Origin of the sequence: Agrobacterium radiobacter, assembly GCF_040801995.1 — a bacterium.
GTDB lineage: Bacteria > Pseudomonadota > Alphaproteobacteria > Rhizobiales > Rhizobiaceae > Agrobacterium > Agrobacterium radiobacter.
The window spans coordinates 566,195-591,456 of record NZ_JBEGHX010000002.1; the positions used below are offsets into that span (position 1 = coordinate 566,195).

General features: G+C 60.0%; 24 protein-coding genes. 6 read left to right on the forward strand and 18 right to left on the reverse strand.

What is annotated here, in order from left to right; genetic code table 11:
* The first annotated feature begins 45 nt into the window (after window positions 1-45).
* Genes MRBLRC7O_RS16490 through MRBLRC7O_RS16500 form a run of 3 tightly spaced genes read left to right on the forward strand, consistent with a single transcriptional unit; the run spans window position 46 to window position 3,502 of the window.
* Window positions 46-996, forward strand: coding sequence for an ABC transporter permease (locus tag MRBLRC7O_RS16490; protein WP_020812187.1), 951 nt, complete (start codon window positions 46-48; stop codon window positions 994-996).
* Complete coding sequence (locus tag MRBLRC7O_RS16495; protein WP_020812188.1) at window positions 996-1,847, forward strand: ABC transporter permease; 852 nt, start codon at window positions 996-998, stop codon at window positions 1,845-1,847. Before MRBLRC7O_RS16490 ends, MRBLRC7O_RS16495 begins: the two co-directional genes overlap by 1 nt.
* Window positions 1,847-3,502 carry an ABC transporter ATP-binding protein gene (locus tag MRBLRC7O_RS16500; RefSeq protein ID WP_112356232.1) on the forward strand — a complete coding sequence of 552 codons (1,656 nt, stop codon included), beginning with the start codon at window positions 1,847-1,849 and terminating at the stop codon, window positions 3,500-3,502. The genes MRBLRC7O_RS16495 and MRBLRC7O_RS16500 overlap by 1 nt, the downstream gene beginning before the upstream one ends.
* 42 nt (window positions 3,503-3,544) lie before the next feature.
* On the opposite strand, the gene MRBLRC7O_RS16505 is transcribed toward MRBLRC7O_RS16500, so the two are convergent.
* Window positions 3,545-4,021, reverse strand: a complete 477-nt coding sequence (locus MRBLRC7O_RS16505) for an Lrp/AsnC family transcriptional regulator (protein ID WP_003506856.1) — start codon at window positions 4,019-4,021, stop codon at window positions 3,545-3,547.
* Window positions 4,022-4,251: 230 nt separating this feature from the next.
* Between MRBLRC7O_RS16505 and MRBLRC7O_RS16510 the strand changes: the two genes are divergently transcribed.
* Window positions 4,252-5,577: an NAD(P)/FAD-dependent oxidoreductase gene (locus MRBLRC7O_RS16510; RefSeq protein ID WP_020812190.1), complete on the forward strand. Its 1,326-nt coding sequence runs from the start codon at window positions 4,252-4,254 to the stop codon at window positions 5,575-5,577.
* A 7-nt stretch (window positions 5,578-5,584) separates the two neighbouring features.
* Here the strand turns inward: MRBLRC7O_RS16510 and MRBLRC7O_RS16515 are convergent, their stop codons facing one another.
* From MRBLRC7O_RS16515 to MRBLRC7O_RS16525, 3 genes are read right to left on the reverse strand one after another with little or no spacing between them, the layout of a single operon-like run.
* On the reverse strand, window positions 5,585-6,736 hold the full coding sequence (locus MRBLRC7O_RS16515; protein WP_031234288.1) for an NAD(P)/FAD-dependent oxidoreductase: 1,152 nt from the start codon (window positions 6,734-6,736) through the stop codon (window positions 5,585-5,587).
* Window positions 6,729-8,111, reverse strand: coding sequence for an FAD/NAD(P)-dependent oxidoreductase (locus MRBLRC7O_RS16520; RefSeq protein ID WP_367727496.1), 1,383 nt, complete (start codon window positions 8,109-8,111; stop codon window positions 6,729-6,731). Before MRBLRC7O_RS16520 ends, MRBLRC7O_RS16515 begins: the two co-directional genes overlap by 8 nt.
* Entirely contained in the window at window positions 8,090-8,401 is a 312-nt protein-coding gene (locus MRBLRC7O_RS16525) for a (2Fe-2S)-binding protein (protein ID WP_031234289.1), read from the reverse strand. Before MRBLRC7O_RS16525 ends, MRBLRC7O_RS16520 begins: the two co-directional genes overlap by 22 nt.
* Before the next feature lie 113 nt (window positions 8,402-8,514).
* On the opposite strand from MRBLRC7O_RS16525, the gene MRBLRC7O_RS16530 reads away from it, so the two are divergent.
* Entirely contained in the window at window positions 8,515-9,438 is a 924-nt protein-coding gene (locus tag MRBLRC7O_RS16530; RefSeq protein WP_020812194.1) for a LysR family transcriptional regulator, read from the forward strand.
* 67 nt (window positions 9,439-9,505) lie between these two features.
* On the opposite strand, the gene MRBLRC7O_RS16535 is transcribed toward MRBLRC7O_RS16530, so the two are convergent.
* The 7 genes from MRBLRC7O_RS16535 to MRBLRC7O_RS16565 form a co-directional block, all read right to left on the reverse strand.
* On the reverse strand, window positions 9,506-10,441 hold the full coding sequence (locus MRBLRC7O_RS16535) for an ABC transporter substrate-binding protein (RefSeq protein WP_020812195.1): 936 nt from the start codon (window positions 10,439-10,441) through the stop codon (window positions 9,506-9,508).
* Between the two features lie 117 nt (window positions 10,442-10,558).
* Window positions 10,559-11,497: an ABC transporter substrate-binding protein gene (locus MRBLRC7O_RS16540; RefSeq protein ID WP_020812196.1), complete on the reverse strand. Its 939-nt coding sequence runs from the start codon at window positions 11,495-11,497 to the stop codon at window positions 10,559-10,561.
* A gap of 23 nt (window positions 11,498-11,520) precedes the next feature.
* Entirely contained in the window at window positions 11,521-13,326 is a 1,806-nt protein-coding gene (locus tag MRBLRC7O_RS16545; protein ID WP_077998640.1) for an amino acid ABC transporter permease/ATP-binding protein, read from the reverse strand.
* 13 nt (window positions 13,327-13,339) lie between these two features.
* On the reverse strand, window positions 13,340-13,894 hold the full coding sequence (locus MRBLRC7O_RS16550) for a GNAT family N-acetyltransferase (protein ID WP_003506874.1): 555 nt from the start codon (window positions 13,892-13,894) through the stop codon (window positions 13,340-13,342).
* A 21-nt stretch (window positions 13,895-13,915) separates the two neighbouring features.
* On the reverse strand, window positions 13,916-15,103 hold the full coding sequence (locus tag MRBLRC7O_RS16555; RefSeq protein WP_020812197.1) for a M20 aminoacylase family protein: 1,188 nt from the start codon (window positions 15,101-15,103) through the stop codon (window positions 13,916-13,918).
* Between the two features lie 83 nt (window positions 15,104-15,186).
* A complete protein-coding gene (locus MRBLRC7O_RS16560) occupies window positions 15,187-16,527 on the reverse strand; it encodes an LLM class flavin-dependent oxidoreductase (protein ID WP_367727497.1) in 1,341 nt (446 codons plus the stop codon).
* Between the two features lie 22 nt (window positions 16,528-16,549).
* Window positions 16,550-17,554 carry an LLM class flavin-dependent oxidoreductase gene (locus tag MRBLRC7O_RS16565; RefSeq protein ID WP_020808983.1) on the reverse strand — a complete coding sequence of 335 codons (1,005 nt, stop codon included), beginning with the start codon at window positions 17,552-17,554 and terminating at the stop codon, window positions 16,550-16,552.
* A gap of 289 nt (window positions 17,555-17,843) precedes the next feature.
* On the opposite strand from MRBLRC7O_RS16565, the gene MRBLRC7O_RS16570 reads away from it, so the two are divergent.
* Window positions 17,844-18,293 carry an RrF2 family transcriptional regulator gene (locus tag MRBLRC7O_RS16570; protein ID WP_003506886.1) on the forward strand — a complete coding sequence of 150 codons (450 nt, stop codon included), beginning with the start codon at window positions 17,844-17,846 and terminating at the stop codon, window positions 18,291-18,293.
* Window positions 18,294-18,337: 44 nt separating this feature from the next.
* On the opposite strand, the gene MRBLRC7O_RS16575 is transcribed toward MRBLRC7O_RS16570, so the two are convergent.
* The 7 genes from MRBLRC7O_RS16575 to MRBLRC7O_RS16605 form a co-directional block, all read right to left on the reverse strand.
* Window positions 18,338-19,282, reverse strand: coding sequence for an acyl-CoA dehydrogenase family protein (locus tag MRBLRC7O_RS16575; protein WP_020808984.1), 945 nt, complete (start codon window positions 19,280-19,282; stop codon window positions 18,338-18,340).
* A gap of 50 nt (window positions 19,283-19,332) precedes the next feature.
* Window positions 19,333-19,878, reverse strand: coding sequence for a flavin reductase family protein (locus MRBLRC7O_RS16580; protein WP_003506889.1), 546 nt, complete (start codon window positions 19,876-19,878; stop codon window positions 19,333-19,335).
* Window positions 19,879-20,067: 189 nt separating this feature from the next.
* The gene (gene ssuD, locus MRBLRC7O_RS16585; protein ID WP_020808986.1) at window positions 20,068-21,237 is read right to left on the reverse strand and encodes an FMNH2-dependent alkanesulfonate monooxygenase; all 1,170 of its coding nucleotides are present in this window, start codon (window positions 21,235-21,237) and stop codon (window positions 20,068-20,070) included.
* Window positions 21,238-21,405: 168 nt separating this feature from the next.
* Window positions 21,406-21,603: a hypothetical protein gene (locus MRBLRC7O_RS16590; protein ID WP_003506893.1), complete on the reverse strand. Its 198-nt coding sequence runs from the start codon at window positions 21,601-21,603 to the stop codon at window positions 21,406-21,408.
* A 206-nt stretch (window positions 21,604-21,809) separates the two neighbouring features.
* On the reverse strand, window positions 21,810-22,991 hold the full coding sequence (locus MRBLRC7O_RS16595) for a YeeE/YedE family protein (RefSeq protein WP_364653171.1): 1,182 nt from the start codon (window positions 22,989-22,991) through the stop codon (window positions 21,810-21,812).
* A gap of 78 nt (window positions 22,992-23,069) precedes the next feature.
* The gene (locus tag MRBLRC7O_RS16600) at window positions 23,070-23,999 is read right to left on the reverse strand and encodes a sulfurtransferase (RefSeq protein ID WP_020808988.1); all 930 of its coding nucleotides are present in this window, start codon (window positions 23,997-23,999) and stop codon (window positions 23,070-23,072) included.
* Window positions 24,000-24,263: 264 nt separating this feature from the next.
* Window positions 24,264-24,866, reverse strand: coding sequence for an alpha/beta hydrolase (locus MRBLRC7O_RS16605; protein ID WP_020808989.1), 603 nt, complete (start codon window positions 24,864-24,866; stop codon window positions 24,264-24,266).
* Window positions 24,867-25,262 lie beyond the last annotated feature (396 nt).

Genomic DNA, 25,262 nt, shown 5'->3' on the forward strand with positions numbered 1-25,262 from the left:
GATGCGGGAAGCCTCCACAATCAGGCAGGTCGCAGGAGCATGTGAATGAACAGCCGGATATTGTCCCTTATCGCCAGGCGGCTGGTCGTCATGCTGACGACGCTGCTGATCGTGTCGTTTATCGTCTTTTCCGCCACCAGCCTGCTGCCCGGCGACACGGCGACGATCCTTCTCGGCCAGGCGGCGACGCCGGAAGCCGTGGCGGGCCTGCGCACCGCCATGCATCTCGACGACCCGGCCCTGCTGCGTTTCGTCCGCTGGCTTTTTGGCCTGCTGCATGGCGAGCTCGGCACCTCCTATGCCAACAACATGGCGATTGCCGATCTTATCGGTCCGCGCTTCGTCAATTCCATGAAGCTTGCCGGCATTACCACCATCATCGCCGTGCCGCTGGCGCTCACGCTTGGCATCAGCTCCGCCATGCTGCGCGGAACGCTTTATGACCGGGCCGTCACCGTGCTGACCATCGGTGTCATCTCGGTGCCGGAATTCATGATCGCCACACTCGCCGTGCTGCTTTTCGCCGTTTACCTGAAATGGCTGCCGGCGCTTTCGCTGGTCAGCGAGGTTCACACGCTTTTCGATGTACTGCGGGTCTATGCCATGCCGGTCATCACGCTGACCTTCGTCGTCTCAGCGCAGATGATCCGCATGAGCCGCGCCGCCGTCATCGAAACGCTGGATACGCCCTATGTCGAAATGGCGCTTTTGAAGGGCGCACCGCGCATGCGCATCGTGCTTCGCCATGCGCTTCCCAATGCGCTCGGCCCCATCGTCAATGCGGTGGCGCTGTCACTTTCCTATCTCGTCGGCGGCGTCATCATCGTTGAGACGATCTTCAATTATCCTGGCATCGCCAAGCTGATGGTGGATGGCGTCGCAACCCGCGACCTGCCGCTGATCCAGAGCTGCGCGATGATCTTCTGCGTCGGTTATCTCCTCCTCATCACGACGGCTGACATTATCGCCATCATGTCCAATCCGAGGCTGCGCTGATGGCCGACAATATCAAAACAACTTCGGGGACTTCGCGTTTGGGTTACAAGATCAACGCAGTCGGCGTTTTCGGCTTTCTCATGATTTTTTCCTGGGCCATGGTCGCAATCTTGGCGCCGTATCTCATACCGCATCCAGTCGGTGAAATCGTCGATCTCGATTATTTCGGGCCGATGACATCAGATCTCTGGCTCGGTTCCGATTACCTCGGCCGTGACGTGTTTTCCCGCATTCTCATGGGCGCGCGTTTCACGGTCGGCATATCGCTCGCAGCCGTCACCATCGCCTGCACCTCCGGCGTCGTGCTCGGCATGTGCGCCGCCGTCATCGGCGGCTGGTTCGATGCGGCATTGAGCCGGTTTCTCGATGCGGTGAATTCCATTCCGAGCAAGCTTTTCGGCCTCGTCGTCGTCGCCGCCGTCGGCTCGTCCATTCCGGTGCTGATCATCACGCTCTCGGTCATCTATACGCCCGGCGCCTATCGTTTCGCCCGGGCGCTCGCCGTCAATGTCAACACCATGGATTTCGTCACCGTCGCCCGCGTGCGCGGCGAAAGCCTGCTTTATCTCATCGGTTCCGAAATCCTGCCGAACATCGTCCGTCCCGTGTTGGCCGATCTTGGCGTGCGCTTCGTCTTCATCGTGCTGCTGCTGTCGGGCCTCTCCTTCCTTGGCCTTGGCCTGCAGCCGCCGAATGCGGACTGGGGTGCGCTGGTGCGCGAAAACATCGGCGGCCTGCCGTTCGCGGCACCCGCCGTCATCTTCCCGTCCCTGGCGATTGCCAGCCTGACGATCAGCGTCAACCTGCTGATCGACAATCTGCCGCAGAAAATCCGCGACAGGAGTGAATAATGAGCAATCTCGTTGAAATCCGCGGACTGAAAGTCGAGGCCACCACCGATTCCGGCCGCCGCATCGACATCATCAAGGGTGTGGACATCGACATCGCCGATGGCGAGATCGTTGCGCTGATCGGCGAAAGCGGTTCCGGCAAGACCACCATTGCGCTGACGCTGATGGGCTATGCCCGCCCGGGCTGCCGCATTTCCAGCGGCAGCGTCAAGGTGGCGGGTCGCGACATGGTGCAGCTTTCCGAAGCCGAGCGAGCAACGATCCGCGGCACGAAGGTGACCTATGTGCCCCAAAGTGCGGCCGCCGCCTTTAACCCTGCGCAGAGGATCATCGACCAGGTGATCGAAGTCACCCGCATCCACCATCTGATGCCGCCGCAGGAGGCGCGGGTGCGGGCGGTGGAACTCTTCAAGGCCCTGTCGCTGCCCAACCCTGAGACCATCGGCGAGCGCTACCCGCATCAGGTGTCCGGTGGCCAGCTTCAGCGCCTCTCCGCCGCCATGGCGCTGATCGGCAACCCGAAGCTGGTGATCTTCGACGAGCCGACCACGGCGCTCGATGTCACGACCCAGATCGAGGTGCTGCGCGCCTTCAAATCGGCAATGCGCAAGGGCGGTATCGGCGGCGTTTATGTCTCGCATGATCTTGCCGTCGTCGCCCAGATTGCCGACCGGATCGTGGTCTTGAAAGGCGGCGAGGTGCAGGAAACCGGAACCACGGCGGATATCCTCGAAAATGCGCAGCATCCCTATACTACGGAATTGCTGACGGCTTTTCACGACAAGGCACGCGTTGTCACACCCGTCAAACAGGAGCAGGCCACGCCCCTCCTGGATATCGAGGAGCTGATCGCCGGATATGGAACGAAGGGCGGAGACAAGATGCCGCTGGTGCGTGCGGTGGATTCCGTCAGTCTTTCAGTCTATCCCGGCCGCAATCTCGGCATTATCGGCGAATCCGGCTGCGGAAAATCGACACTTGCGCGCGCCATTGCCGGCATTCTGCCGGCGGCAAGCGGCCATGTGATCTTCGAAGGCAAGGAACTGGATGCCGATGCACGCCGACGGACCGGCGATCAGCTTCGCCGCATGCAGATCGTGTTCCAATATGCCGACACGGCACTCAACCCGTCCAAACCCATCGAGGACATCCTCGGCCGGCCGCTGACCTTTTATCACGGTATGAAGGGCAAGGCGCGCGATGCTCGGATCGACCAGCTTCTCGATATGGTGAAGCTGCCGCGCTCGGTTCGCCATCGCCATCCTTCCGGCCTTTCCGGAGGGCAGAAGCAGCGTGTCAATTTCGCCCGGGCGCTTGCCGCCGAACCATCGCTCATCATCTGCGATGAAATCACCTCGGCGCTCGATACCGTGGTCGCGGCCGCGATCATCGATCTTCTCGGGGAACTGCAGCGGGAGCTGAACCTCTCTTACATCTTCATCAGCCATGATCTTTCGGTGGTGGAGACCATTTGTGACGAAATCGTCGTGATGTATGGCGGACAGAAGGTAGAGCATCTGGAGACGGAAGCGATCAAGTCGCCGACCCACCCCTATTCGAAACTGCTGTTCTCCTCGGTGCCGAAACTCGACCCGAAATGGCTCGACAATCTGCAGCAGGATGCGGAGCTGGTGCGGGCGTTTTCGAAGCGGTGAGAACGAGATAGTACGGCCCTGCAAAGGGCCGTTTCCCACACCTCAAAGCGGAAACAGGCTGGTCAGCGGCATATGCGACTTGATGATCGGTGATTTCAGCACCACGAAGCTGAAATATTTATCGATGCCGACATCCATATCGGTCAGTCGCTCCATGATCGACTGGTATTCGACGATGCCAGAGGTGACGAATTTCAGCAGGTAGTCGTAACCCCCGGAAACGAGGTGGCACTCCACCACCTGGTCGATCTTTTCGACAACGCCGAGGAAGCGGGCGAAATCGATCTGGCGGTGGTTCTTCAGCGTAATCTCGGTGAAAACAGTCAGCGTCTGGCCGAGCTTGTTGATGTTGATCTGCGCCGAATAACCCTCGATATAACCTTCCGCCTGCAGCTTCTTTACCCGCATCAGGCAAGGGCTGGGCGACAGATTGACAAGCTCCGCCAGCTCGACATTGGTGATGCGACCGTTTTTCTGCAGTTCATAGAGGATCTTGATATCGATCCGGTCAAGTTTCATCACGTGCGGAACCCCTTTTTTGTTTTTTGAACACGCGGCATAAAATTCTGGCGCGGTATCGGAAATCTTACCACATGGGCGCGCCCTGTCGACGTGGAGATGTTTTTTTGGTGCAGCATAAAGAGTTGCAGACGTGGCCACCAACAGCATGAGATTCCGGCAAGACGCCCAGTCTGGCAGCGTTTACACGCCAGCTGAGGTAAATTAGGACGAATATAAGGAGTCCGACCATGCCCGCCCCGCTGCAACAGATCACGACATCGCCGGAACTGCCGACATCTGCGGACGCCGTCATTATCGGCGGCGGCATCGTCGGTGTCTTCGCCGCCTATTACCTCGCCCGGCGCGGTCTGAAGGTGGCGCTGGTCGAAAAGGGCCTGATCGGGGCGGAGCAATCCAGCCGTAACTGGGGCTGGTGCCGCCAGCAGAACCGCGACGCCCGCGAATTGCCGATTTCCACCAAGAGCCTGGCGCTTTGGGAAGAATTTGGCGCAGAGAGCGGCGAGGACACGGGCTTTCGGCGCTGTGGGCTGTTTTATCTGAGCGACAATGAAGCCGAGCTTGCCGGCTGGGCGCGCTGGCGTGACTTTGCCATTACCGCAGGCGTGACGACCCATATGCTGAGCGCCGATGAGGCGAGCGAACGCGGCCGATCTACGGGCAAACGCTGGAAGGGCGGTGTGTTTTCACCGACAGACGGTACGGCCGATCCTTCCATGGCGGCACCCGCCGTGGCGCGCGCCATCATCAAACTGGGCGGCACGGTGCATCAGAATTGCGCCGCGCGCGGGCTTGAGACGGAAGGCGGCCGTGTCAGCGCCGTTGTCACCGAAAAAGGCACGATCCGCACCAAAACCGCCATCATGTCCGGCGGGGCCTGGGCGTCGTCCTTTTGCCGCCAGCTTGGCATTCGTTTCCCGCAGGCCTCCGTCCGCTCCTCCATTCTGTCCGTCACGCCGGGTGCGGAGGGGCTGCCGGATGCACTGCACACCGCCGCCGTCTCAGCCACGAAGAGAAAAGACGGCGGCTATACTCTCGCCATCAGCGGGCTGGGCCGCATCGACCCGACGGCGCAGCAGATGCGGTTTGCCCGTGAATTTGTTCCGATGTTTCTCAAGCGCTGGCGAAGCCTGCGGCCAGGCGGGCTGGAAGGTCTTCGCGGCGGCCACGAGACGCTGAAACGCTGGCGGCTCGATGCGCCGACGCCGATGGAACGGGTTCGTATTCTCGATCCGAAACCCAATGCCGCCGCCATCCGCGAGACCCATGAAAGGGCACTGAAGCTTCTGCCGGCCCTCGGCAAAACCCGGATTTCCGCCGCCTGGGCGGGCTTCATCGACAGCACGCCTGATGGCGTGCCTGCCATTGGCGAAACCAGCGAATTGCCCGGCTTCATCCTCGCCGCCGGCTTCAGCGGCCACGGTTTCGGCATCGGACCGGGTGCCGGCCATCTGATCGCCGATATCGTGACGGGCTCGAACCCGATCGTCGATGCCGCCCCCTATCACCCCAGCCGCTTCCTCGATTCGTCCTGGGGCAAGGTCGCGGATTTCTGACCCTCCCTTAATGGGATGCGACAGACTCACCGCGATGGAACCGGCCGATGTGAAAATCCGCAATCGGCGTCGTGGTCTTTCCGGTCGCTATCAGCTCCGCCATCACGTCGCCAACACCCGGCCCAATCTGGAAACCGTGGCCGCTGAAGCCGAAGGCATAATAAAGGCCGGAGGTTGCAGCACTTTCCCCCATGACCGGCAGATCGTCGGCCATATAACCTTCCACGCCGGACCAGGTGCGGATCAGCCGGGCATGGCGCAAAGCGGGAGCCAGCCGCAGCAACTGGCGCAGCTGAGCATCAAGCCCGGCGGGATCATATTTCGCCCGGCGTTCGTCCAGCGCGGCGGCGCATCGTTTCACCCCGCCGAAAATGACGTTTCCGCGCGGGATTTGCCGCATATAAATGACCTCGCCGTGAATTTTGGTGGAGACGCCGACGACGGGGTGAATGAACCATGGCAAAGGTTCCGTCACGCCCATTTGCGGGCCGGCCACTTCCAGCGGCACCGCCTCTCCCAGGGCGCCGGCAAACCCGCCGCCCCATGCACCGTTGGCAACCAGCACCGAGGGCGCGCGATATTCCCCTTCCTCCGTCGTCACCCGGAAATCCTCGCCCGCCTTTTCGATGGCCAGAACTTCGCAATTTTCCACGATGGTTGCACCATCCCGCCGCGCCGCGCGGGCAAAGGCGGGCGCGACAAGGCGCGGATTGGCGTGACCATCATGCGGCGACCATGATCCCGCAACCGCCTCCGGTCCGATGAAGGGGAATTTCTGCCTGACAGCCTCGCGCGAGAGTATCTGCAATTCCAGACCATATTGCGTGGCATCGTCGCGGTATTTCTCGACCACGGCGATCTGTTCTTCCGCCCAGAGAAACCGGATATGGCCGACGGGCATGAATTCCACATCCGCACCGGTCAGTTGCGGGATCCGGCTCCAGATATCCCGCGATCTGTTGGCGAGCGGAAGCTGCCCGAGATAACGGCCCTGACGGCGGACATTGCCGAAATTGGTGCCGCTCGCCTGCTGGCCGACGAGGAAACGCTCCAGCAGAATGACGCTGACACCCCGTTGCCGCAGGAAAAACGCCGTCGCGGTTCCAACAATGCCGCCGCCGACGATAATGACATCGGCCTCTGCAAGCGTGTTACGCATCATCGCCTCCCTTCACAATCGCCAGCGGCAGCGGTTTCACCGGCGCCTGCCCGCGCAGCCGTCCGGCCAATTCCACCGATAGACCAGAGGCGGCGGCGACAATCTCCTGTCCCGCCTGCCCGCAGAACCGGCCTTGGCATCTCCCCATACCAACCCGCGAGAAAGCTTTCGAGCGGTTGACCTCCGTCGCGCCCTTGCCGCTCACACTTGCGCGCAACTCGCCCGCCGTCACCACCTCGCAGCGGCAGATAATCGTGTCGTCGGCAAGTGACCGCACCAACAGGTGCGGCCAGGGGAAGGCCCGGGCCATTCCCTGCGCAAAGCGGCTCGCGGCTTTCAGCGATTTCCGGCAGCGGCCGATCTCCGCACGGGATGGCTTCAAACCTTGATCCTCAAGAAGCGCGAGCGCGGCGAGCCGGCCAGAGGCTTCCGCACCATCTGCACCGAGAATACGCACGCCATCGCCTGCCAGATAGACATCAGGCACGGAACTCCGCCCCATATTGTCCACATCCGGAAGCCATTGCCGGATCAGCGGATCAAAGGAGAAGCGGCAACCGGCAAGGTCGGCAAGCTGGCTTTCCGCCCGCAGATGATAGCCCATGCCGATGGCATCGCAGGCGGGACGTTTTTCCTCACCGGACGCATCCCGATAGCGAATGCCGGTCACGCCACTCTCAGCGTCGCCGATAATCTCTATCGGCATGATGCCCCGTTCGATCCTCACGCCGCCCGCAAGCAGCGCCGCGACAAGCCGTATGCCCTTGAGGAGCTGCATTGGTCGTGCCGCCATCCCCGGCAGGCCCTTGATCTGCGTGAAGAATGGTGTGGTATCCAGCACCGCCACAGGCACCGCCCCTGCCTTCATATATTGATAAGCCACGAGATAAAGCAGCGGCCCCGTGCCCATAAAAACCACCCGTCGCCCTATCGCGCAGGCCTGCGCCTTCAGGGATATCTGCGCCGCGCCAAGCGAAAAACAACCCGGCCTCGTCCAGCCCGGCAAGGGCATGATGCGGTCGGTCGCACCCGATGCGATGATGAGGGCATCGAAATCCAGAGCTTCGGATGTCTCTGCGCGCTGAATATGAATGCGATTGTCGCGAATTGCCCACGCCAGGGTCTGCGGGCGGTAATCGATATGGTCTGAAAGCCCGTCGAATGTGTCGTGCAGAGCCTTCGCCTTATCCGCTTCCGTGCCGTAAAGAGCGGTATATGAGCGCTTGAAATTCTGCGGCTGACGGCGATAGATCTGGCCGCCGCTGCGATCTCCCTCATCAATGACGACGGGGCGAAGCCCAGCCCGCACCAGCGTCTCGGCGGCACGCGTACCGGCGGGGCCGGCGCCCACGATCACGACGCGCAAATCTGCCATAACCCCTCCGGAACCTCGGTTCTGATATCCATGCCCGGGCGAACGGCGGTGGAACAGGCGCGCAGCCGCTCCCCTTCCCCGGTCCAGACCCAGCAATCCTGACAGGCGCCCATCAGACAGAACCCCGCGCGCTTGCCATCGGCGAATTCCGAAAGGCGGGCAAACCCGCGCGACAGCATCAGCGCCGTCAGCACCGTGTCTCCCTCCAGCGCCTCGACCGGCATGCCGTCGATCAGGACAGGGCAAACCGCGCGTCGCTCTTCGGCGATGCGCCTGAATCTGGCAAGCATCCGCGTTTCCTTTCCCGAAACCTTCACAGGCACCTCTCCTGCACCGTCACAGATTTCCACGGCAGGAGGTTTCCTGCCAATCGCAAATGGTCGCTTGAACAGAACCTTGGGTTATGGAAGAGATGACGCCGGAGGTTTCCATGAACGCCCGACAGCTTGAAATTTTCCGCGCCATCATGCGCGACGGCTCCGTGACAGCGGCTGCCAATTCGCTTGCCGTTTCCCAGCCCGGCGTCAGCAAGGTGTTGCACCATCTGGAAAGCCAGCTGGGTTACAAGCTGTTCGAGCGCATCGGCGGGCGGCTGGTGCCGACGATGGAAGCGCATCTGATCTACGAGGATGCCGACCGGGTTTTCCGTGAACTGGAAGTGCTGAAAAAACTGACGCGCACCATCGGCGAGCGCAAGCTTGGCCTTCTGCGCATCGGGGCCAGCCTGCCGGTCACCTATTCCGTGCTGCCTGAAGCATTGCTCGCTTTCCGGCAGACGCATCCGACCGTCAAAATCCACCTCAACGCCCTGCCCAAAAAAGAAATTGCCGAGCAGCTGCTGCTGGGAGACATCGATTTTGCGGTAACGCTGTCCACCATTCAGGCACCAACAGTGCGCAGTGAAATTCTTGCCTCCGTGCCTGTTGTGGCGGTGATGCGGCATGATGATGCCCTGGCCGAAATGATGACGGTGACGCCGCGCGACCTCGCCGGCAGGCCGCTGATTTCCTACGGCAACCAGGCGGACGAGATCGGCCCGCAGCTGAACGAGGTCTTCGAACGCGACGGGCTTACGCGTGATGTCTCAGTGCAGGTCACCTCATCGGTCGGCGCTGTGCCGCTGGTGCGTGGCGGTATCGGCATCGCCCTTGTTGACGGCTTGGTGCGGTGGAACAGTTTCGAGGGAGTGACGGTGCGCCCATTCATGCCTGAAGTGACGATGAATGTCGCCGTTTCCACCAACACGGCCCGGCCGCTGTCGCGTTTCTTCAAACCCTTTGTCGGCGAATTGCGACAGCTATTTCGCGCCCTTCCCGCCCAGGGCTGACGGACAAAAAAATACCCGCAAGGCCTGAGCCTGCGGGTATTGTCGTCCGCCGCATTTATTCGACCGGTCAGCTTTTTGGCAGGCCGGGTGGGTTGGTGCGCGATTCCGGCAGGGCTTCTTCCGATAGCCGCCAGCGATCCAGGATCTTCGCATAAGCGCCGCTCTTGATCAGGTCGTTGGTGGCAAGCGTCAGTGCATCGGCCAGTCCCGAGCCCTTGCGGGTGGTGATGGCGACATCGGACCGTTCCGGCCAGCCGGCGGAGAGGGTTCCGACGCGCTTGATCGTCTTGTCGCGTGCGGCGATGAAAACCAGCTGCGCATGCGGCTGGACGATCACATCCGCCCTCCCCGCAGAAAGCGCCACAAACCGTGTGGCTTCATCATCGTAATATTGCAACTCGATCGGCTTCAACCCGGCGGCAACATTCTCGTCGCTCCATTTCAGCAGAATACGCTCCTGATTGGTGCCAGCGCCGACGATGATCCTCAGGCCGGCCGCGTCCTTCGGCTCGCGGATGGAGGTTATACCGCTATCCGACTTGACGAAAAATCCGTGCAGGCCCTGACGATAGGTGGAGAAATCGAACTTTTCCTTGCGCTGTTCGGTCACACCGACATTCGAGATCACCGCATCGTATTTGCCGGAAGCAAGCCCCAGCGGCCAGTCCGCCCAGGCCACCGCCACCAATTCCAGATCGAGGCCGAGGCTGTCGGCCACCGCAAGGGCATAATCAGGGTCTGCACCGACCACAGTTTTTGCATCCGTCGCATAGGTCGCAAGCGGTGGCCCACCGGGTGCGACCGCGACGGTGAGTTTGCCCGGCGTGACGAATTTGAAATCCTTGGGAATAGCGGCAATAGCACCGGGGTCTTTTTCAACCCTGACGCGGCCTGGCTGGTCCGGCGACAGATCGAAGACATCCGTTGCAAAAGCCGGTGCGAAACCGGCAACGGACAGAAAAGCACCGAGCGTGGCCGTGGCGAGACGAGAGGTGAAAGTCATTGTGGTTTCCCGATAGAATGATTGCGGGACGGAGGTAGCGCGGGCGGGAGGATGCCCGCGCTACCGGCTGAGTGATGTCCCACCTTCAACTCAGCTTTTTGGCAAGCAAACCAGAACTCAGCTCTTCGGAAGGCCGGGCGGATTGGTGCGGGATTCGGTGATGGCTTCCGATCCAAGATTCCAGCGGGCGAGAACCTTGCCGTAATTGCCGTTCTTGATCTGGGCGTTCAGCGCGGCGGTGATGGCCTCGGCGATGCCCGCGTCCTTTTTCGAAGCGACGGCGATTTCCGCCGCCTCAGGCCAGCCGCCGGAGAAGGTGCCGACAAGTTTCGTCTTCTTCTGGCTTGCCGCCTGGAAGGCAGAGGTGGCGTTGGGGCCGAGATAGGCATCCGCGCGACCGGATTGCAGGGCGACGTCAAGCACGGCCTGATCGTCGTAATATTGCACGTCGGTATCGGCCAAACCCTTGGCCTTGTTGTCCTTGATCCATTTCAGCAGGATCTGCTCCTGATTGGTTGCCGCGCCGACGATCACCTTCAGCCCGGCGACATCCTCGGGCTTGCCGATGGACGTAACCTTGCTATTATTGCCGACGTAAAAGCCGAGCAGATCGTTGCGATAGCTGGAAAAATCGAATTTTTCCTTGCGGGCTTCCGTGACCGTGATGTTCGAGGTGACGGCGTCGTATTTGCCGGAGGTGAGACCGAGCGGCCAGTCGGCCCAGGCGATGGGAACAAGTTGCAGCTCAAGGCCAAGGCTGTCGGCGACCAGCTGGGCGATATCCGGCTCCACGCCGATCGGCGTTTTCGTGTCGCTCGCATAATCCACCAGCGGCAGACGGAACGGCACGGTCGCGACCGTCAGCTTTCCGTCGGCGATGAATTTATGTCCTGCGGGCAGAAGCTTGATCGCCTCTTCCACCTTTTCAGCGCGCACCCGGCCTTTCTGTTCGGGCGACAGGTCCACTTCCTGCGCATGCGCGGCCGGAATGAGTGCGGCGGTGGCGGTGAAAAGACCGCCGGCGAGCAGGGACAATAATTTCGATGAAAATGCCATGCGAGTGTTTCCTTTGTTGTTGATTAGAGAACTTTTGCGAGGAATTCGGCCGTGCGCGGATGGTCCGGGTTGTTGAACACCTTTTCCGGCGTGCCCGTTTCGAGAATGCAGCCCTGTTCCATAAAGACGACCCTGTCGGAGACTTCGCGGGCAAAACCGATTTCATGGGTGACGATGATGAGGGTGACGCCGGAGCGGGAAAGCTCCTTGATGACGTCAAGCACCTCGTTGACGAGTTCAGGATCGAGAGCGGATGTCGGCTCATCGAAGAGCAGCACCTTCGGCCGCAAGGCCAGCGCCCGGGCAATCGCCACGCGCTGCTGCTGCCCGCCGGAAAGCTGGCGCGGATAGGCGCCGGCTTTTTCGGCAAGGCCGACACGGGCCAGAAGATCGCGTGCTTCGGCCTCGGCCTGCTCTTTCGATATGCCGCGAACCACGACCGGCGCTTCGGCGATGTTTTCAAGTGCGGTCAGATGCGGGAACAGGTTGAAGCTCTGGAACACCATGCCCACTTCGACGCGGCGTTTCAGGATTTCCCGTTCCTTCAGTTCGTAAAGCGTATCGCCCTTCTGACGATAACCGACCAGCTCGCCGTCTATGGCGATAAAGCCGTCATCGACACGCTCCAGATGGTTGATGGAACGAAGCAATGTGGACTTGCCGGAGCCGGACTGGCCAAGAATGGTGGTGACGCTGCCTGCCGGGATGGAAAGGCTGACGTCGTCCAGCACCTTCAGCGTTCCGAAGGATTTCGAGACACCGTGAATATTGACCGAACCGCCGCGATTTCCGAGCTGGAAACTTCCCGACCTGACGGTGGCGGGGCGTTGGGACAAGGCAACCGCAGGCGTCGCCGTCTCCACCGCTTCAGGCAAGGGCTTGCGCGGCAGGAAGGTGCGGTAGAGCGTGGCGAACAGCGAGGGCGGCGGATTGCGCAGCGCGCCGCGCGAGAAGTGCCGTTCGATATGGTGCTGCACGATGGAAAGCGCCGTCAGGATCACCAGATACCAGACGGTTGCGACCATCAGCAGCGGGATCACTTCCAGATTGCGGCGATAGATGATCTGGATCGTATAAAAAAGCTCCGGCAGGGCGAGGATATAGACCTGCGAGGTGCCCTTTGCGAGCAGAATGATCTCGTTGAAACCATTCGGCAGAATGGTGCGCATCGCCTGCGGCAGCACGATGCGTGAAAACTGTCTGCGCCGCGGCAGGCCGAGTGAGGCCGCAGCCTCAAGCTGGCCCTGTTCCACCGAAAGAATACCGCCGCGCACGATTTCCGATGAAAAGGCTGCGGCATGTAATGTCAGCCCCAGCACCGCAGCCGCAAAGGGCGTCATCAGCTGCGTGGTATTCCAGCTGAAGAAATTGATGCCGGTATAGGGCACGCCGATCGTCACGGTCTCGTAGAGATAACCGAGATTGTTGAGGATCAGCAAAAGCACGATCAGCGGAATGGAACGGAATATCCAGATATAGGTCCAGGAGATCGCGACAAGCAAAGGCGAACCTGAAACGCGCGCAAGCGCCAGAACCGTGCCGAGCACGAAACCGAGAAAAGCCCCGAGCACCGTCAGCAACAGCGTCCGGCCGAGCCCCACAAGCACCGGTTCGGCAAAGAACCATTCCGCAAACACGTTCCAGCCCCAGCGGGGATTGCCGAATACGGAGTGCAAAATGGCCGCGATGATGAGGACCGAGAGAACGGTGCCCGCCGTGCGCAGCGGATAACGGGCGGGAACGACGCGAAAATGCGCGTAACCGTCCTTGACCGGCTCACCCTTCTGTTCGTTCACCGCAACATGCGGAAAATCGGAGGCTATTGTCATCGGAGAAAGCCTTTCACGGATGAACCGGAGAGAGTTGCGGCCGGGCGGCCTGTACTGGCGCGCCATCCGGGATGGAGGCGGCAGCGTCGGAAAGCCATTTTTCGAAGGGCAGCGACCGGATCGTCTCGGGATCGGCCGCCGTGTCGAACAGGGCGCGATAGCCATTGGTGAGATAAAGGCCGACCGCTTCCGGCTGGCGGAAACCCGTGGTCAGATAAACGCGGGCGTAACCCTGCCGGATCGCCTGCTGCTCCAGTTCCTGAAGCACGATTTTCGCAAGCCCCTGCCGGCGGTGGGCCGAGTGGGTCCAGACGCGCTTGAATTCGGCCGTCTCGTGGTCGTAGCGCATGAAAGCGCCGCCGGCGATCGCCTTACCGTCACGCAAAAGCAGCAGGAAATTGCCCGATGGCGGGCTGAAGGCCTCCGGCGGATATTTGTTCAGCTCGGCCTTCGCCCCTTCCGCGTTGAAAAATGTGCCGTAACGGCTGTCATATTCAAACAGCAACTCCTCCAGAAGCGGCGTTGCGAGCGGATCCTTGACCGATGTGTAGAGAAAACTGTCGCTCATGTCCTTGTCCTAAATTTCGCGTCAGGAGAGGTATGCTTCCGCCAGACGCACCCAGAAGCGCGCTGCCGGTGCGATGATCGCGTCGTTGAAATCATAGTGGGGGCTGTGCAGCGGCGCGCTGTCGCCATTGCCGACGAAGAGATAGGAGCCGGGCCGCTCCTGCAGCATGAAGGCAAAATCCTCGCTCGCAGTGCGCGGCTGGAACGCTTCGGCAATCTGCGCGGACGGGAAATGCCTTTTGGCAACCTCACGGGCGAAGACCGTCTGCGGGGCGTGATTGATGACCGGAGGGAAACCACGGGAATAGGAGACATCGGCCCTTGCGCCAAAACTCTCCGCCTGCGCTCTGGCCAGCGCCGGAAGCCGCTCCTCCAGCCTGTCACGCACGACGGGCGAAAAGGCCCGGGCGGTGATCTGCAGTTCAACGCTCTCGGGAATGACGTTGGAGGCGGTTCCGCCATGGATGGAGCCGACCGTCAGCACCGCCATCTCGCGCGGATCGACATTGCGCGAAACGATGCTTTGCAGGGCGGTGATGAAGCTTGCCGAGGCGAGAACCGGATCGACCGTCTCATGCGGCGCCGCCCCATGCCCGCCCCTGCCGATGATCTGCACCTTCGCCTTGTCGACGGAGGCCATGGCAGGACCTTCGACGAAGCCGAACTGCCCGGTTTCGACACCCGGCCAATTGTGCAGGCCGAAGACCGCATCGACCGGAAACCGCTCGAACAGCCCGTCCTTTATCATCGCCCTTGCACCCGCACCGATCTCCTCGGCCGGTTGGAAGATCAGTGTCAGCGTGCCGGAAAAATTCGATGTTTCGGCAAGATAACGGGCGGCTGAAAGCAGGATGGTGGTATGGCCATCATGACCGCAGGCATGCATGACGCCCGACGTCTGGCTGGCATAGGCAAGGCCGGTCTCCTCGATAATAGGCAGGGCGTCGATATCGGCGCGGATTCCGAGACGTTTTTCACCATGACCGCGCTTCAACGTGGCGACGACACCGTGACCACCGACACCCTCCGCCACCTCGTATCCGAAAGACAGGAGATAACGGGCAATGAGCGCCGCCGTGCGCGTCTCCTTGAGCGAAAGCTCCGGATGCCGGTGGAGATCATGCCGGATGGCGATGCTCTCTTCGATGAAGGCAAGGATTCCCCGTTCGGCGTCGTCCTGCGGACGCGCGCCGTCAATGCGGATATTCATGGTTCTGTCTCCTGCGCGGGGCCTTTGCGCGCCGCGTCTTGAAATATGCGCCGGGCAGCGATTAACGCCGCCCGGCTGCAAGCTCAGGCGATGGCCTTGTCAGACGCGTTTTCGCCGCCGGCATAGACGCTTTCCCGAAAAGGCAGACCGAGATGATCACGCAATGTCGCGCCTTCCAGATGCGGATCGAAATAACCGCGCCGCTGCAGCACCGGAATGACGAGGCGGATGAAATCATCCAGTCCCTCGGCAATCACCGGAAAGCCCAGAATGAAGCCATCGGCCGCATCGTGTTCCACCCAGCGTATGATCTCGTCGGCCACCTTGTCCGGTGTGCCGATGAAGCCTTCACGCGGGGTCGCAGCCTCCAGCGCCGCCTCGCGCAGCGTCTGGTTCTTTTCCTTGGCCCGCCGCTTGATGCGGTCGGTCGTCGAGCGGAAACTGTTCTTGCCGATCTCGCCGAGTTCGGGGAAAGGCTCATCCAGCGGATAGGCGCTGAAATCATGATGATCGAAGAAGCGACCGAGATAGGCGAGCGCATCCTCGATAGTGATGAGGTTGCGGATGACGTCGTATTTCGCCTCCGCTTCCTCCTGCGTTTCGCCAACGATCGGGCCGATGCCGGGGAAAATCTTCACATCGGCAGCGGACCGGCCCTGCGCGACGGCGCTCTGTTTCACGCGCTTGAGGAAGGTCTGGTTTTCATCCAGCGAAGCGGAATTGGTGAAGACCGCATCCGCATGTTTGCCCGCAAGACCGATGCCGGCATCGGACGAGCCTGCCTGGAACACCACCGGCTGACCCTGTGGAGAACGCTGGATGTTCAGCGGGCCTTCCACCTGGAAGAAGCGGCCCTTGTGGCCGAGGGTGTGGAGTTTGGCGCGGTCGAAAAACTGTCCCGTCTCGCGGTTGCGCAGGAAAGCGTCATCGTCCCAGCTGTCCCACAGGCCCTTGATAACCTCGAGGTATTCGTCGGCGATCTCGTAACGCAGCGCATGTTCGGGGTGATTGCGGCTGTAATTTTTCGCCGTGCCTTCGAGCGGTGTCGTCACGGCATTCCACCCGGCACGGCCGCCGCTCAAAAGATCGAGCGAGGCAAACTGGCGGGCAATGGTGAAGGGGTCGCTATAGGAGGTCGAAACGGTTCCCACCAAGCCGATCTTCGAGGTGACGGCGGCGAGCGCCGAAAGGACCGTCAGCGGCTCGAACCGGTTGAGGAAATGCGGAATGGACTTGTCGTTGATGTAAAGCCCATCCGCCACGAAGGCGAAGGCGATGCCGGCTGCTTCCGCCTTCAGCGCGTTCTTTCTGAAAAAGTCGAAGTTGACGCTGGCATTGACAGGGCTTTTGGGGTGCCGCCAGGCATTCATGTGCCCGCCGGGACCTTGAAGCATGATGCCGAAACGGATTTTCTTTCTCGTCATGTCATTCCCTCCTGAGAGAAAATTATGCCGCCCGGGAAAGGCGATGTGGGGCCAAGAGTTCGACCGAGGCAAGCCGCTGATCAGCCCCGACATGGGGCGGTTCGATGATGAATTCCTCGATGCCGTGCTCTTCGGAAAGCGCACGAAGCGCCTTGTGAATATCCTCCGGCCCGCCATGCAGGACGTTGGGCTTGCGCTCTTCGATGCGATAATCGGTATCGCCGGACTGGCGGGCGAATTCCTCCGCCTGTTCGCGGCGGCCGAGGTTGAACGCCCTGCCGTCGCTGAGGAATACCCGGTAGATGCGTTGACCTTCGACCTGTCTCGCCGCATGGGCTGGATCGCTGGCCGCAAAAGCCGACAGGGCAAGGATCGGGGCCGTTCCACCGCTCTCCTCCCGGAAAGCCGAGAGGCTGCGGCGAAGAACCTCCGGATCACCATTGAGGTGGCCGGCAAAAACGAAATTCCATCCCCTTGAAGCTGCAAGCCTTGCGCTTTCCGGGCTGGCGCCGAGCAGAAATCTCTCTGCCGCGACCGGCGGCGCAGGTGTTGCCTGCAGCCCGGCCTGTGCATGATCCTGCGGCGCGGCGCCCGATAAAAATGTGGTGAGTTCGCCGAAGGCCGTTTCGAAATCCGGCTTGCGGGCGGGATCATGGGCCTGCTGCAAGGCCGACGTCGCAAGCGGCAACCCGCCCGGTGTCTTGCCGATGCCGATATCGACCCGGCCGGGTGCAAGCGACGACAGGACGTTGAAAACCTCGGCAACCTTGTAAGGGCTATAGTGCTGCAGCATGACGCCGCCCGAGCCAACACGGATGCGGGAAGTCTTCGCCAGTATCCATGCAACCAGCGCCTCCGGCGCGGAACCGGCAAGCTCCGGCGAATTGTGATGTTCGGCCACCCAGAAACGGCGATAACCCAACTCTTCGGCGCGTTTGGCAAGATTGATCGTGTCGCGGAACGCGCTCGCGGCGTCCTCCCCCGTTGAAACCGGGCTCTTGTCCAGCAAACTGAGCGTATACATCATCACCTCGCGTCTTTGATGCATACTTTGTCTACCGATTTTATATTCTAATAAAGGATGATCGTTCCACGTTGCGGCACGATCAGAGAAAATATTGTTTTCAGTGATGTTTTCGAAAGCCCGTGCCGGCAAAGCGGGGGACCTAGTCTCAAAAAGGCTGCAACAGGCCGCTTTCAGCACCAAACCCGGACGAAACGGGCTTGCGCCGGAATTCGCTAAAAACTACTTAGTAAGTAAGGAATAATACGGCCCGGCACTGTAAACTGTGCCGACTCTCTTTTCGGATCGTGCGATGTTGACCAAAAAAGGCAAATACGGATTAAAGGCTCTTGTCGATCTGGCGCGGTTGCCTCAGGGCGAGACCGCCTTCGTGACGGAGATTGCGACCCGCAACAACATCCCGAAAAAATTCCTGGACACTATTCTTCTGGAACTGCGCAATAGCGGCATTCTGCGCTCCAAGAAGGGCCCGAATGGCGGTTATTCACTGTCGAAAATGCCATCCGAAATCATGATCGGGCAAGTTATCCGTACGCTGGATGGACCCTTGGCTCCCATCCGCTGCGCAAGTCGCACGGCCTTTGAAGCCTGTGACGACTGTGATGATCCCGAGACCTGTCAGGTCAGGGTTTCGATGACGGACGTGCGTGACGCCATCGCAACCATTCTGGACAATATGACGCTTGCGCAATTCGTGGCAAAGGACGGGCAGGATGCCCGTTCTATTCCGGCCGGCGAATAGGATTTCGCACGGCCCTTCGTTCGGGTTCCACGACAGAGCGTCGCTTATTGCCTGCGCAGATCACTGTCCAGCGACGCGATCAGCCCGGCTTCGCTGACGCCTTCGACAAGACCGAGGCGCGCCATCAGGATTTCAAGCGTGATGGCATTGTTGCGGACCGAACGAAAGGTGACATTCTCCGCCCCCACCTGCGCCGCATCGATATTGGCCGCAAGGCTTGTTATCTGCGCCTTCAGGAGTTCGATGGCGAGAAATATTTCACCTATCATGGGCCGCGCTGCGCCCTCGTCCGCCAGTCTGTCGATCAGCAGAACGGAAAGCTCACGCTGCTTCTGCCCCAGAGCCACTGCGGCTTTCAAAAGGGCGGAAACGGAAGCGGCCAGGTTCCCGGCGCCCTGGGCAAGGAACACCACCTGATCGGCGCGCAAGAGACCCTCCCATGACGTATTGGGGCGATTGCGCAGGACGACAAGCAGGGGCTGTCCGGCCGTGTTGACAGCCGGCACAACGATCCAGTCCGCATCGACCTTGACCGACCCCGCGACTTCATCGGGCAGCCGCAGGGCGTAGTCGTCTTCCGTCACCACAACCGCCTGATCCAGATCAGCGGCAGATATTGCCAGCGCGAAGGTCTCGCCAAGATCAAGACGGGCGAAGAGCGCCTTGCGCTGGTCTTCGCTACCCGCGTTCCTGATGAATTCAAGGGCGGTGAAATGTTCAACGAGATCATGCGCCGCCCCCGCATCGGCTGCGGAAATGATGGCAAGCGCCTGTGAAAGAACATCATTGGTGATATCCGCTCCGCCGAGTTCCGTTGGAACGGAAAGAGCAAGAAGACCGGAACGGGCGATCCGCGCATGGATTTGCCCGGGACTTTCAACGGCGCAGTTTTCGGCGATCGTCCGGGCAACGGTCAGCACATCGATATCCGCGCCGAGGCGTGGAGGAACGAAACGAAGTCTTTCGCCGAGAGGCGTGACGGATCCCATGCTCAACTCCCTCAAAGAATGACAAAGTGAAAGCGCCGAATGGCCGGCGCTCAGTCCAGAGAATGATAACGCCCGTTTTGATAGAGCAGCGAATGACCGGAGCCGATGCGGATCGCCTCCACCTTGCCGATGACGATGACATGGCTGTGCCGTTCGATCGTTTCTTCGATGGTGCAATCGATCGCGGCAACCGCGTCTTCGAGGATGGGCGCGCCGCTCGACAGCCGTGTCCATTCAGCGCCGCGATACCGATCCGGGCCCTTCAGGCCACCGATGCCGGCAAACTGATTGGCAATGAACTGATGGTTCGCTCCGATGATGTTGACGGCAAGATGACCGAAACGCTGCACCACCGGCCACGTTGACGAGGAACGGTTGAGCGCTACCAGAATGCGCGGCGGATCGACCGACAAAGCGGTGGCCGAAGTCACGGTCGCTCCCGTTCGCTCGTCACCCTCACCCGCCGTAATCACGCTGACACCGCCGCCCAGCGTTCTCAACGCCGCCTTGAGGCTGTCGGCATCCGCCGACTTGCCGCCAACCGGGTCGCGGAGATTGATGAAGTGTTGATCCTTGGCCGCATATTGCAATGTCATCGGGTTGCTCCTGAAAACAGCTGAATTGTTCAATAGCTAGCAGCGATGGCGGGGGGTGAAATAGACATCGTTTTCCATATTGATAATATTCTATAGAAATAATGTCTTATATGCCGTTGCCTGATTTCATTGCGCCGCAAGGATGTCTGCCGAAACGGAAGAAGGCATAAGCCGCCTCCCGCCGATGAATCAGGATCCGGACACCAGCTTGACGTTACCGCCATGACCGCCACCGCCGAAAACCTGTTTCGCGCCGAAAGAGGACCGTATCTGGTTACGGGGCCCACCGAGCCCGATTTCCGGAAACAGCAGTTCGGATAGCCGATAGGCTTCTTCCAGATGCGGATAACCCGAGGCGATGACGGTATCGATGCCCAGCGCCTGATATTCCCTGAGCCGCGCCGCCACCGTCTTCGGCGAACCGACCAGCGCCGTGCCTGCACCCGAACGGACAAGACCGATGCCCGCCCACAAATTCGGGGAGACTTCCAGCCGGTCGCGCCGGCCATTGTGCAGCGCCTGCATTCTCGCCTGCCCAACGGAATCCGAAGCCTTGGAGAAGACCTCCTGAGCGGATGCGATGGTTTCGTCGGAAAGCTTCGAGATCAGCCGGTCGGCATCGACCCACGCTTCCTCGTCTGTTTCGCGAACGATGAAATGCAGCCGGATACCGAAGGTAACCTCTCGCCCTTTTTTGGCGGCGGCGGCGCGCACCTTGGCGATTTTTTCAGCCACCTGCGCCGGCGGTTCACCCCAGGTCAGGTATTTGTCGGTGATACCGGCCGAAAACTCGATGCCGGCATCGGAGGAGCCGCCGAAATAAATAGGCGGTCGCGGTTCCTGCACCGGCGGCAGGCCGAGTTTTGCGTCCACCGCCTTGATATATTTGCCGTCGAGGTTTCCCTTGCCGGTTTCAATCAGCGAATTGAACACCTGGAAGAACTCCCCGGCGTGATCGTAACGCTCGTCATGGGGCAGGAAAATGCCATCGCCGGCGAGTTCCTGGGCGCTGCCGCCGACCACGATATTAAGCAGCAGCCGGCCATGGGAAACGCGATCGAGAGTGGAAGCAAGCCGCGCATAATAAGCGGGCGATGCGACGCCCGGACGGATGGCGACCAGGAATTTCAACTTTTCGGTATAGGCGGCAAGATTGGCCGCAAGGATGAAGGATTCCTCACAGGCAACGCCGGTGGGAATGAGCACGCCTGAATAACCGAGCCGATCAGCGGCCTGGGCTATTTCCCGGAAATAGCCGGGATCGGCAGGACGCGAAAGATCGTCTGAGCCGAGATAGCTGCCATCGCCTGAGGTGGGTATGAACCACAGAAAATCGAGTGGCTTATCGGGTGTGCTCATCGGCAGGTCCTTTGCAATCTGCCCTCGGGCAATGCGGCTTGATGATAAAAGGGTAGCCAATTCCCCGGCGCGTTTAAGAAATTTTGTTCCAATTTCCACCCGGCGAAGAGAGTTTCTCTCCCCGATAAACCGCGCTCCGAAGGGAAAAGGAGCCTTCGTTAATGATCGTCAGAAGACCGGATAAAGGCCGAGCATCGCAAAGTTCATTTCGCAGATCTCTTCCCTTTCGAGTTCGAGATCGCTTTTCTCCTGCCTGATGCGTCCGGAATGATCCAGAGGATGAAGACTAACCTGTTCCTCGCTACGCGGCTGGCGCCGGGTCAAACCGAACAGATCGAAAGTAAACGCATGAAGTCCCTGCGGCATGTGCGCCTCCTTTGCTCAATTCCCTTATCCTCGGGCGACGGTCCGAAATCGTCAATATTTTCCATAAAATTACTATTCTATAATTGGAGGATCACCGGCAAATGTGGACTAAGGTTGCGGCGACGGGAAAAAATCCGTTTCCGGCCGCCGAGAATGGGCCATCGCCGCCTCATCTAACGATGGTGGTAAATTTCAAGCATCCGGTCTCATGGCAAGGCAAACCGGCGCTTGAGAAAAAGGCCGGCAAATGCACCCAAACCGCAAAAAACGAGAAATACCCAGCCGGAAAGCGCGCCCGCGTGGATGCCTGACAAAAGCACGCCAATGGTGCAGCCAAGCGCGGTCATGCCACCCCAGCCCATCAGTACGCCACCGGCAAACCGTGTCGCCAACCCACCGGCGGAAGGCCATGCGGGCTGAAATTTCCCCGCTGACAGCGCGGACGCCAGACTCGCAAACATCAGTCCCAGGACGAAAACACCGTTCGGCGACAGGATCGTTGTTTTAACGGCGCTGATGCATCCCCCCACCGTGTCTAATCCCGCAAGCGTTTCCGGCACCCAGCCCGCCGCAGCCCCGGTCGTTCTGACGATGCTGCCGAGTTCGGCCGTCACTCCGAGCGGTGCGACACGGAAATAGGAAAAGGCGCTGATGGCCGCGACAAGAACGCCGGTTATGACGGGCGGCCAGCGTTCGACGAAAATGCTTCGGAGCGCCTGCTGCAGCCGGCTTCCCGTGGCGGCAGTCGATGAAGCGGGCTCGATTTTATCGAAAAACAGAACGAGTAGGATCAGAATGGCCAACACAGTGCAGGCAACCAGCAGCGCCGGGCCGTATCCAAGATGATGCGGCAACCAGATGGGCAGATCGTCAAAAATGCTGACCGTATAGAGAAAATTCCAGCTGAGAAATGCCAGCAGGAAACCAAGTCCCGCCCCGGCTATGGCAAGCACGGAACCGAAAGCCCCCTCGCCCAGCCGGTAAAAATGCCCGGACAGGCAGGAGCCGGAAAGTGCTGCGCCCAAACCGAAGACGCTCGCAGCCAACGCCAGAATCCAGCCGACGGGGCCGATATGTGCATTGGGCGGCAGGCGGCCGGGTTGCGGCACCGGCATCCACGCCGCGGTGACGACCTGATAAAACACCACGCCCGCCAGCAGTGCCACAAGAATGGCCACAACACCGTCCGAACGCCTGTCGTCGATGAAATCGCGGAAATTGCAGAGAAAGCAGAACCGTCCGCGCTGCATCACGATGCCGAAAGCGGCGCCGGCCAGAAGGGAAAATGCAAGCGGCCTGCCATTCTCAAGCAGCCCCAATTGATAAGCAGCGACCGTCAGGGCGCATAAAATGGCAAGCGCCGCGAGGCGGGAAAGGATCAAATGCATGGAATACCGGCGATGTCGGAAGAATAAATGCCGGTGCGCCACCCGACGCACCGGCCCTATGGTGAAGGCAGTGGAGGCTTATTTGCCCGTCCAGACCGTTCCCGTCGGATTGCTGATGGGAACACCGACCGCATTTCCGTACTCGGTCCAAGAACCGTCATAATTGCGGACGTCGTAACCGAGTATCTTCTTCAGCGCGAACCAGGTGTGGCTGGAGCGCTCGCCGATGCGGCAATAGGTGATGACGGGAGCCGAGCCGTCGATGCCCTTCTCGGCATAGATCGCCTTGATCTCTTCTGCCGATTTGAAGGTTCCATCCTTGTTGACGATTGTGCCCCACGGAACATTGACGGCGCCGGGGATGTGACCGGCACGGACGGATAGCTCCTTGACGCCATCCGGCGCGAAAATCTTGCCGGAATATTCATCCGCCGAACGGATATCCACCAGCTTGATGTTGTGCTTGCCCTCGGCCACCGCAACGACGTCGACAAAGCGCGCCCGGACCGAGGTGTCGGGCTCGGCGAGTTTCAGTTTCGTTTCGGCCGTTGCCGGTGCGGATGTGTCGAAAGGCAGGCCCTGCGCCTCCCAAAGCTTGCGGCCACCATCCAGCAGCTTTACGCGGTCGCCAAGACCGTAGGTTTCGAAAATCCACGCACCCCAGGCGGCAAACCAGTTGTTGTTGTCGCCATATAAAACGATCGTCGTATCGTCACCCACGCCGGCTTTCTGCAGCAGGGACTGGAAATTCTCACGCGCGGCAATGTCGCGTTTTTCCTTGTCAACGAGATCCGTATGCCAGTTGAGGTTCACTGCGCCCGGAATATGCCCGCGCTCATAGACGCCCGTATCGACGCTGACTTCAAAGACCCGCACTTTCGGATTGTCGAGATTCTCCTTCAGCCAGTCGGCCGTGACCAGCGCTTCCGATGCTCCAGCCGTGGCCAACGATATCGCCGACAAAAACAATCCGCCGAGAGCCGACGTTACAAGCTTGATTCTGGACATTTCCTTACCCCTTTCCCTGATTTGATGACCAATGAAAGGTGACGACAAAACCGTCCGGAGCGAAGAAACGCTTTTCTATATTTTCTGTAGAAAATAAATGCGACCACTCAAAAACAATCTTCAGGAGAAATTCAAAATTCCGTCCGTAAAAATTGCCAATAAAACTTCCAAAGGTTGTAAATGATGCCAAAAATCGAAAAGAGCGATAAACCGACCGCTATCCATCCCGTTTAGCAAGGAAGGCTGGAAAAACCCGATCTTTCTCTAAAAATGCGCGTCGCCCAGGGCAGTCAGTCTGCGCAGCCTCGATCCCGCCACCGCCTTTGAAGGTGCGCCATCTGCCTTCAACCGCTCGAAAAGAGCATAACCCTCAGGCCATCGTCCGTAACCGCTGGCAATATTGATATGTCCGACGGGACCGAGATTGATGAGGCCACTGCCCCACAGGCTCGCACTGCGCGAGAGCTCTTCGGAATCCATATAGGGATCGTTCATGCTGCCCACGACGAGGCTGGGGAAAGCAAGCGGTTGCTGCGGAAAGGCACCGAACCTGACGATGCAGGGATGCATCGCCTCCACGCGGTCGAGATGGGCAGGTGCGACAAGAAGCGCGCCCTTGATTTTGGCGGCAGAGGGTCGAGCCCCCATATTCGCCACCAGCAGGCAACCGAGGCTGTGGGCGACGATATAAGCGCTGTCGACTGTCGCCAGCGCTGCCTCGAGACGGTCGAGCCAGTCCTCGAGAACCGGGCATTGCCAATTGTCCTGATCGACCAGTTGCGCTTCGGGATCATCCAGCAACCAGTGCCGTTGCCAATGTCCTTCATCCGAACCATTCAGGCCAGGGACAATCAAGGTGGTACACATGCCTGCTCCGTGAGTTATGGGCGGTGTGTGGCAAGCATGGTGAATTTCGCGATTCCAGTCGACTATTGCCTTGCTCACCTTTCGGACGCACGAGAAAAATCAATCCAGACAATTTCGGTAGCGCAGAAAATGCTTTCCCACCGACGGAGATAATGTCGATCGCAGGGAATCATTTCCTCAAATTTTTTATATAGAAAATATGTGCAATATAGTCTTTCCAGACGGAAAGCTTTTCCTCTGCCGGATGACAAAAGAAACGTCGCTGCTTCGCCGGACCGCCGCCGCTTTGCCATTCTCGCACCAGCGGAGGCTTGCGCCTCCGCGAGCCCCAAGTGGTGAAGGCAAAGCGTCGGCAGGGCCATTCCACCGCAACATAAAACGAAAATTCAGGCGGAT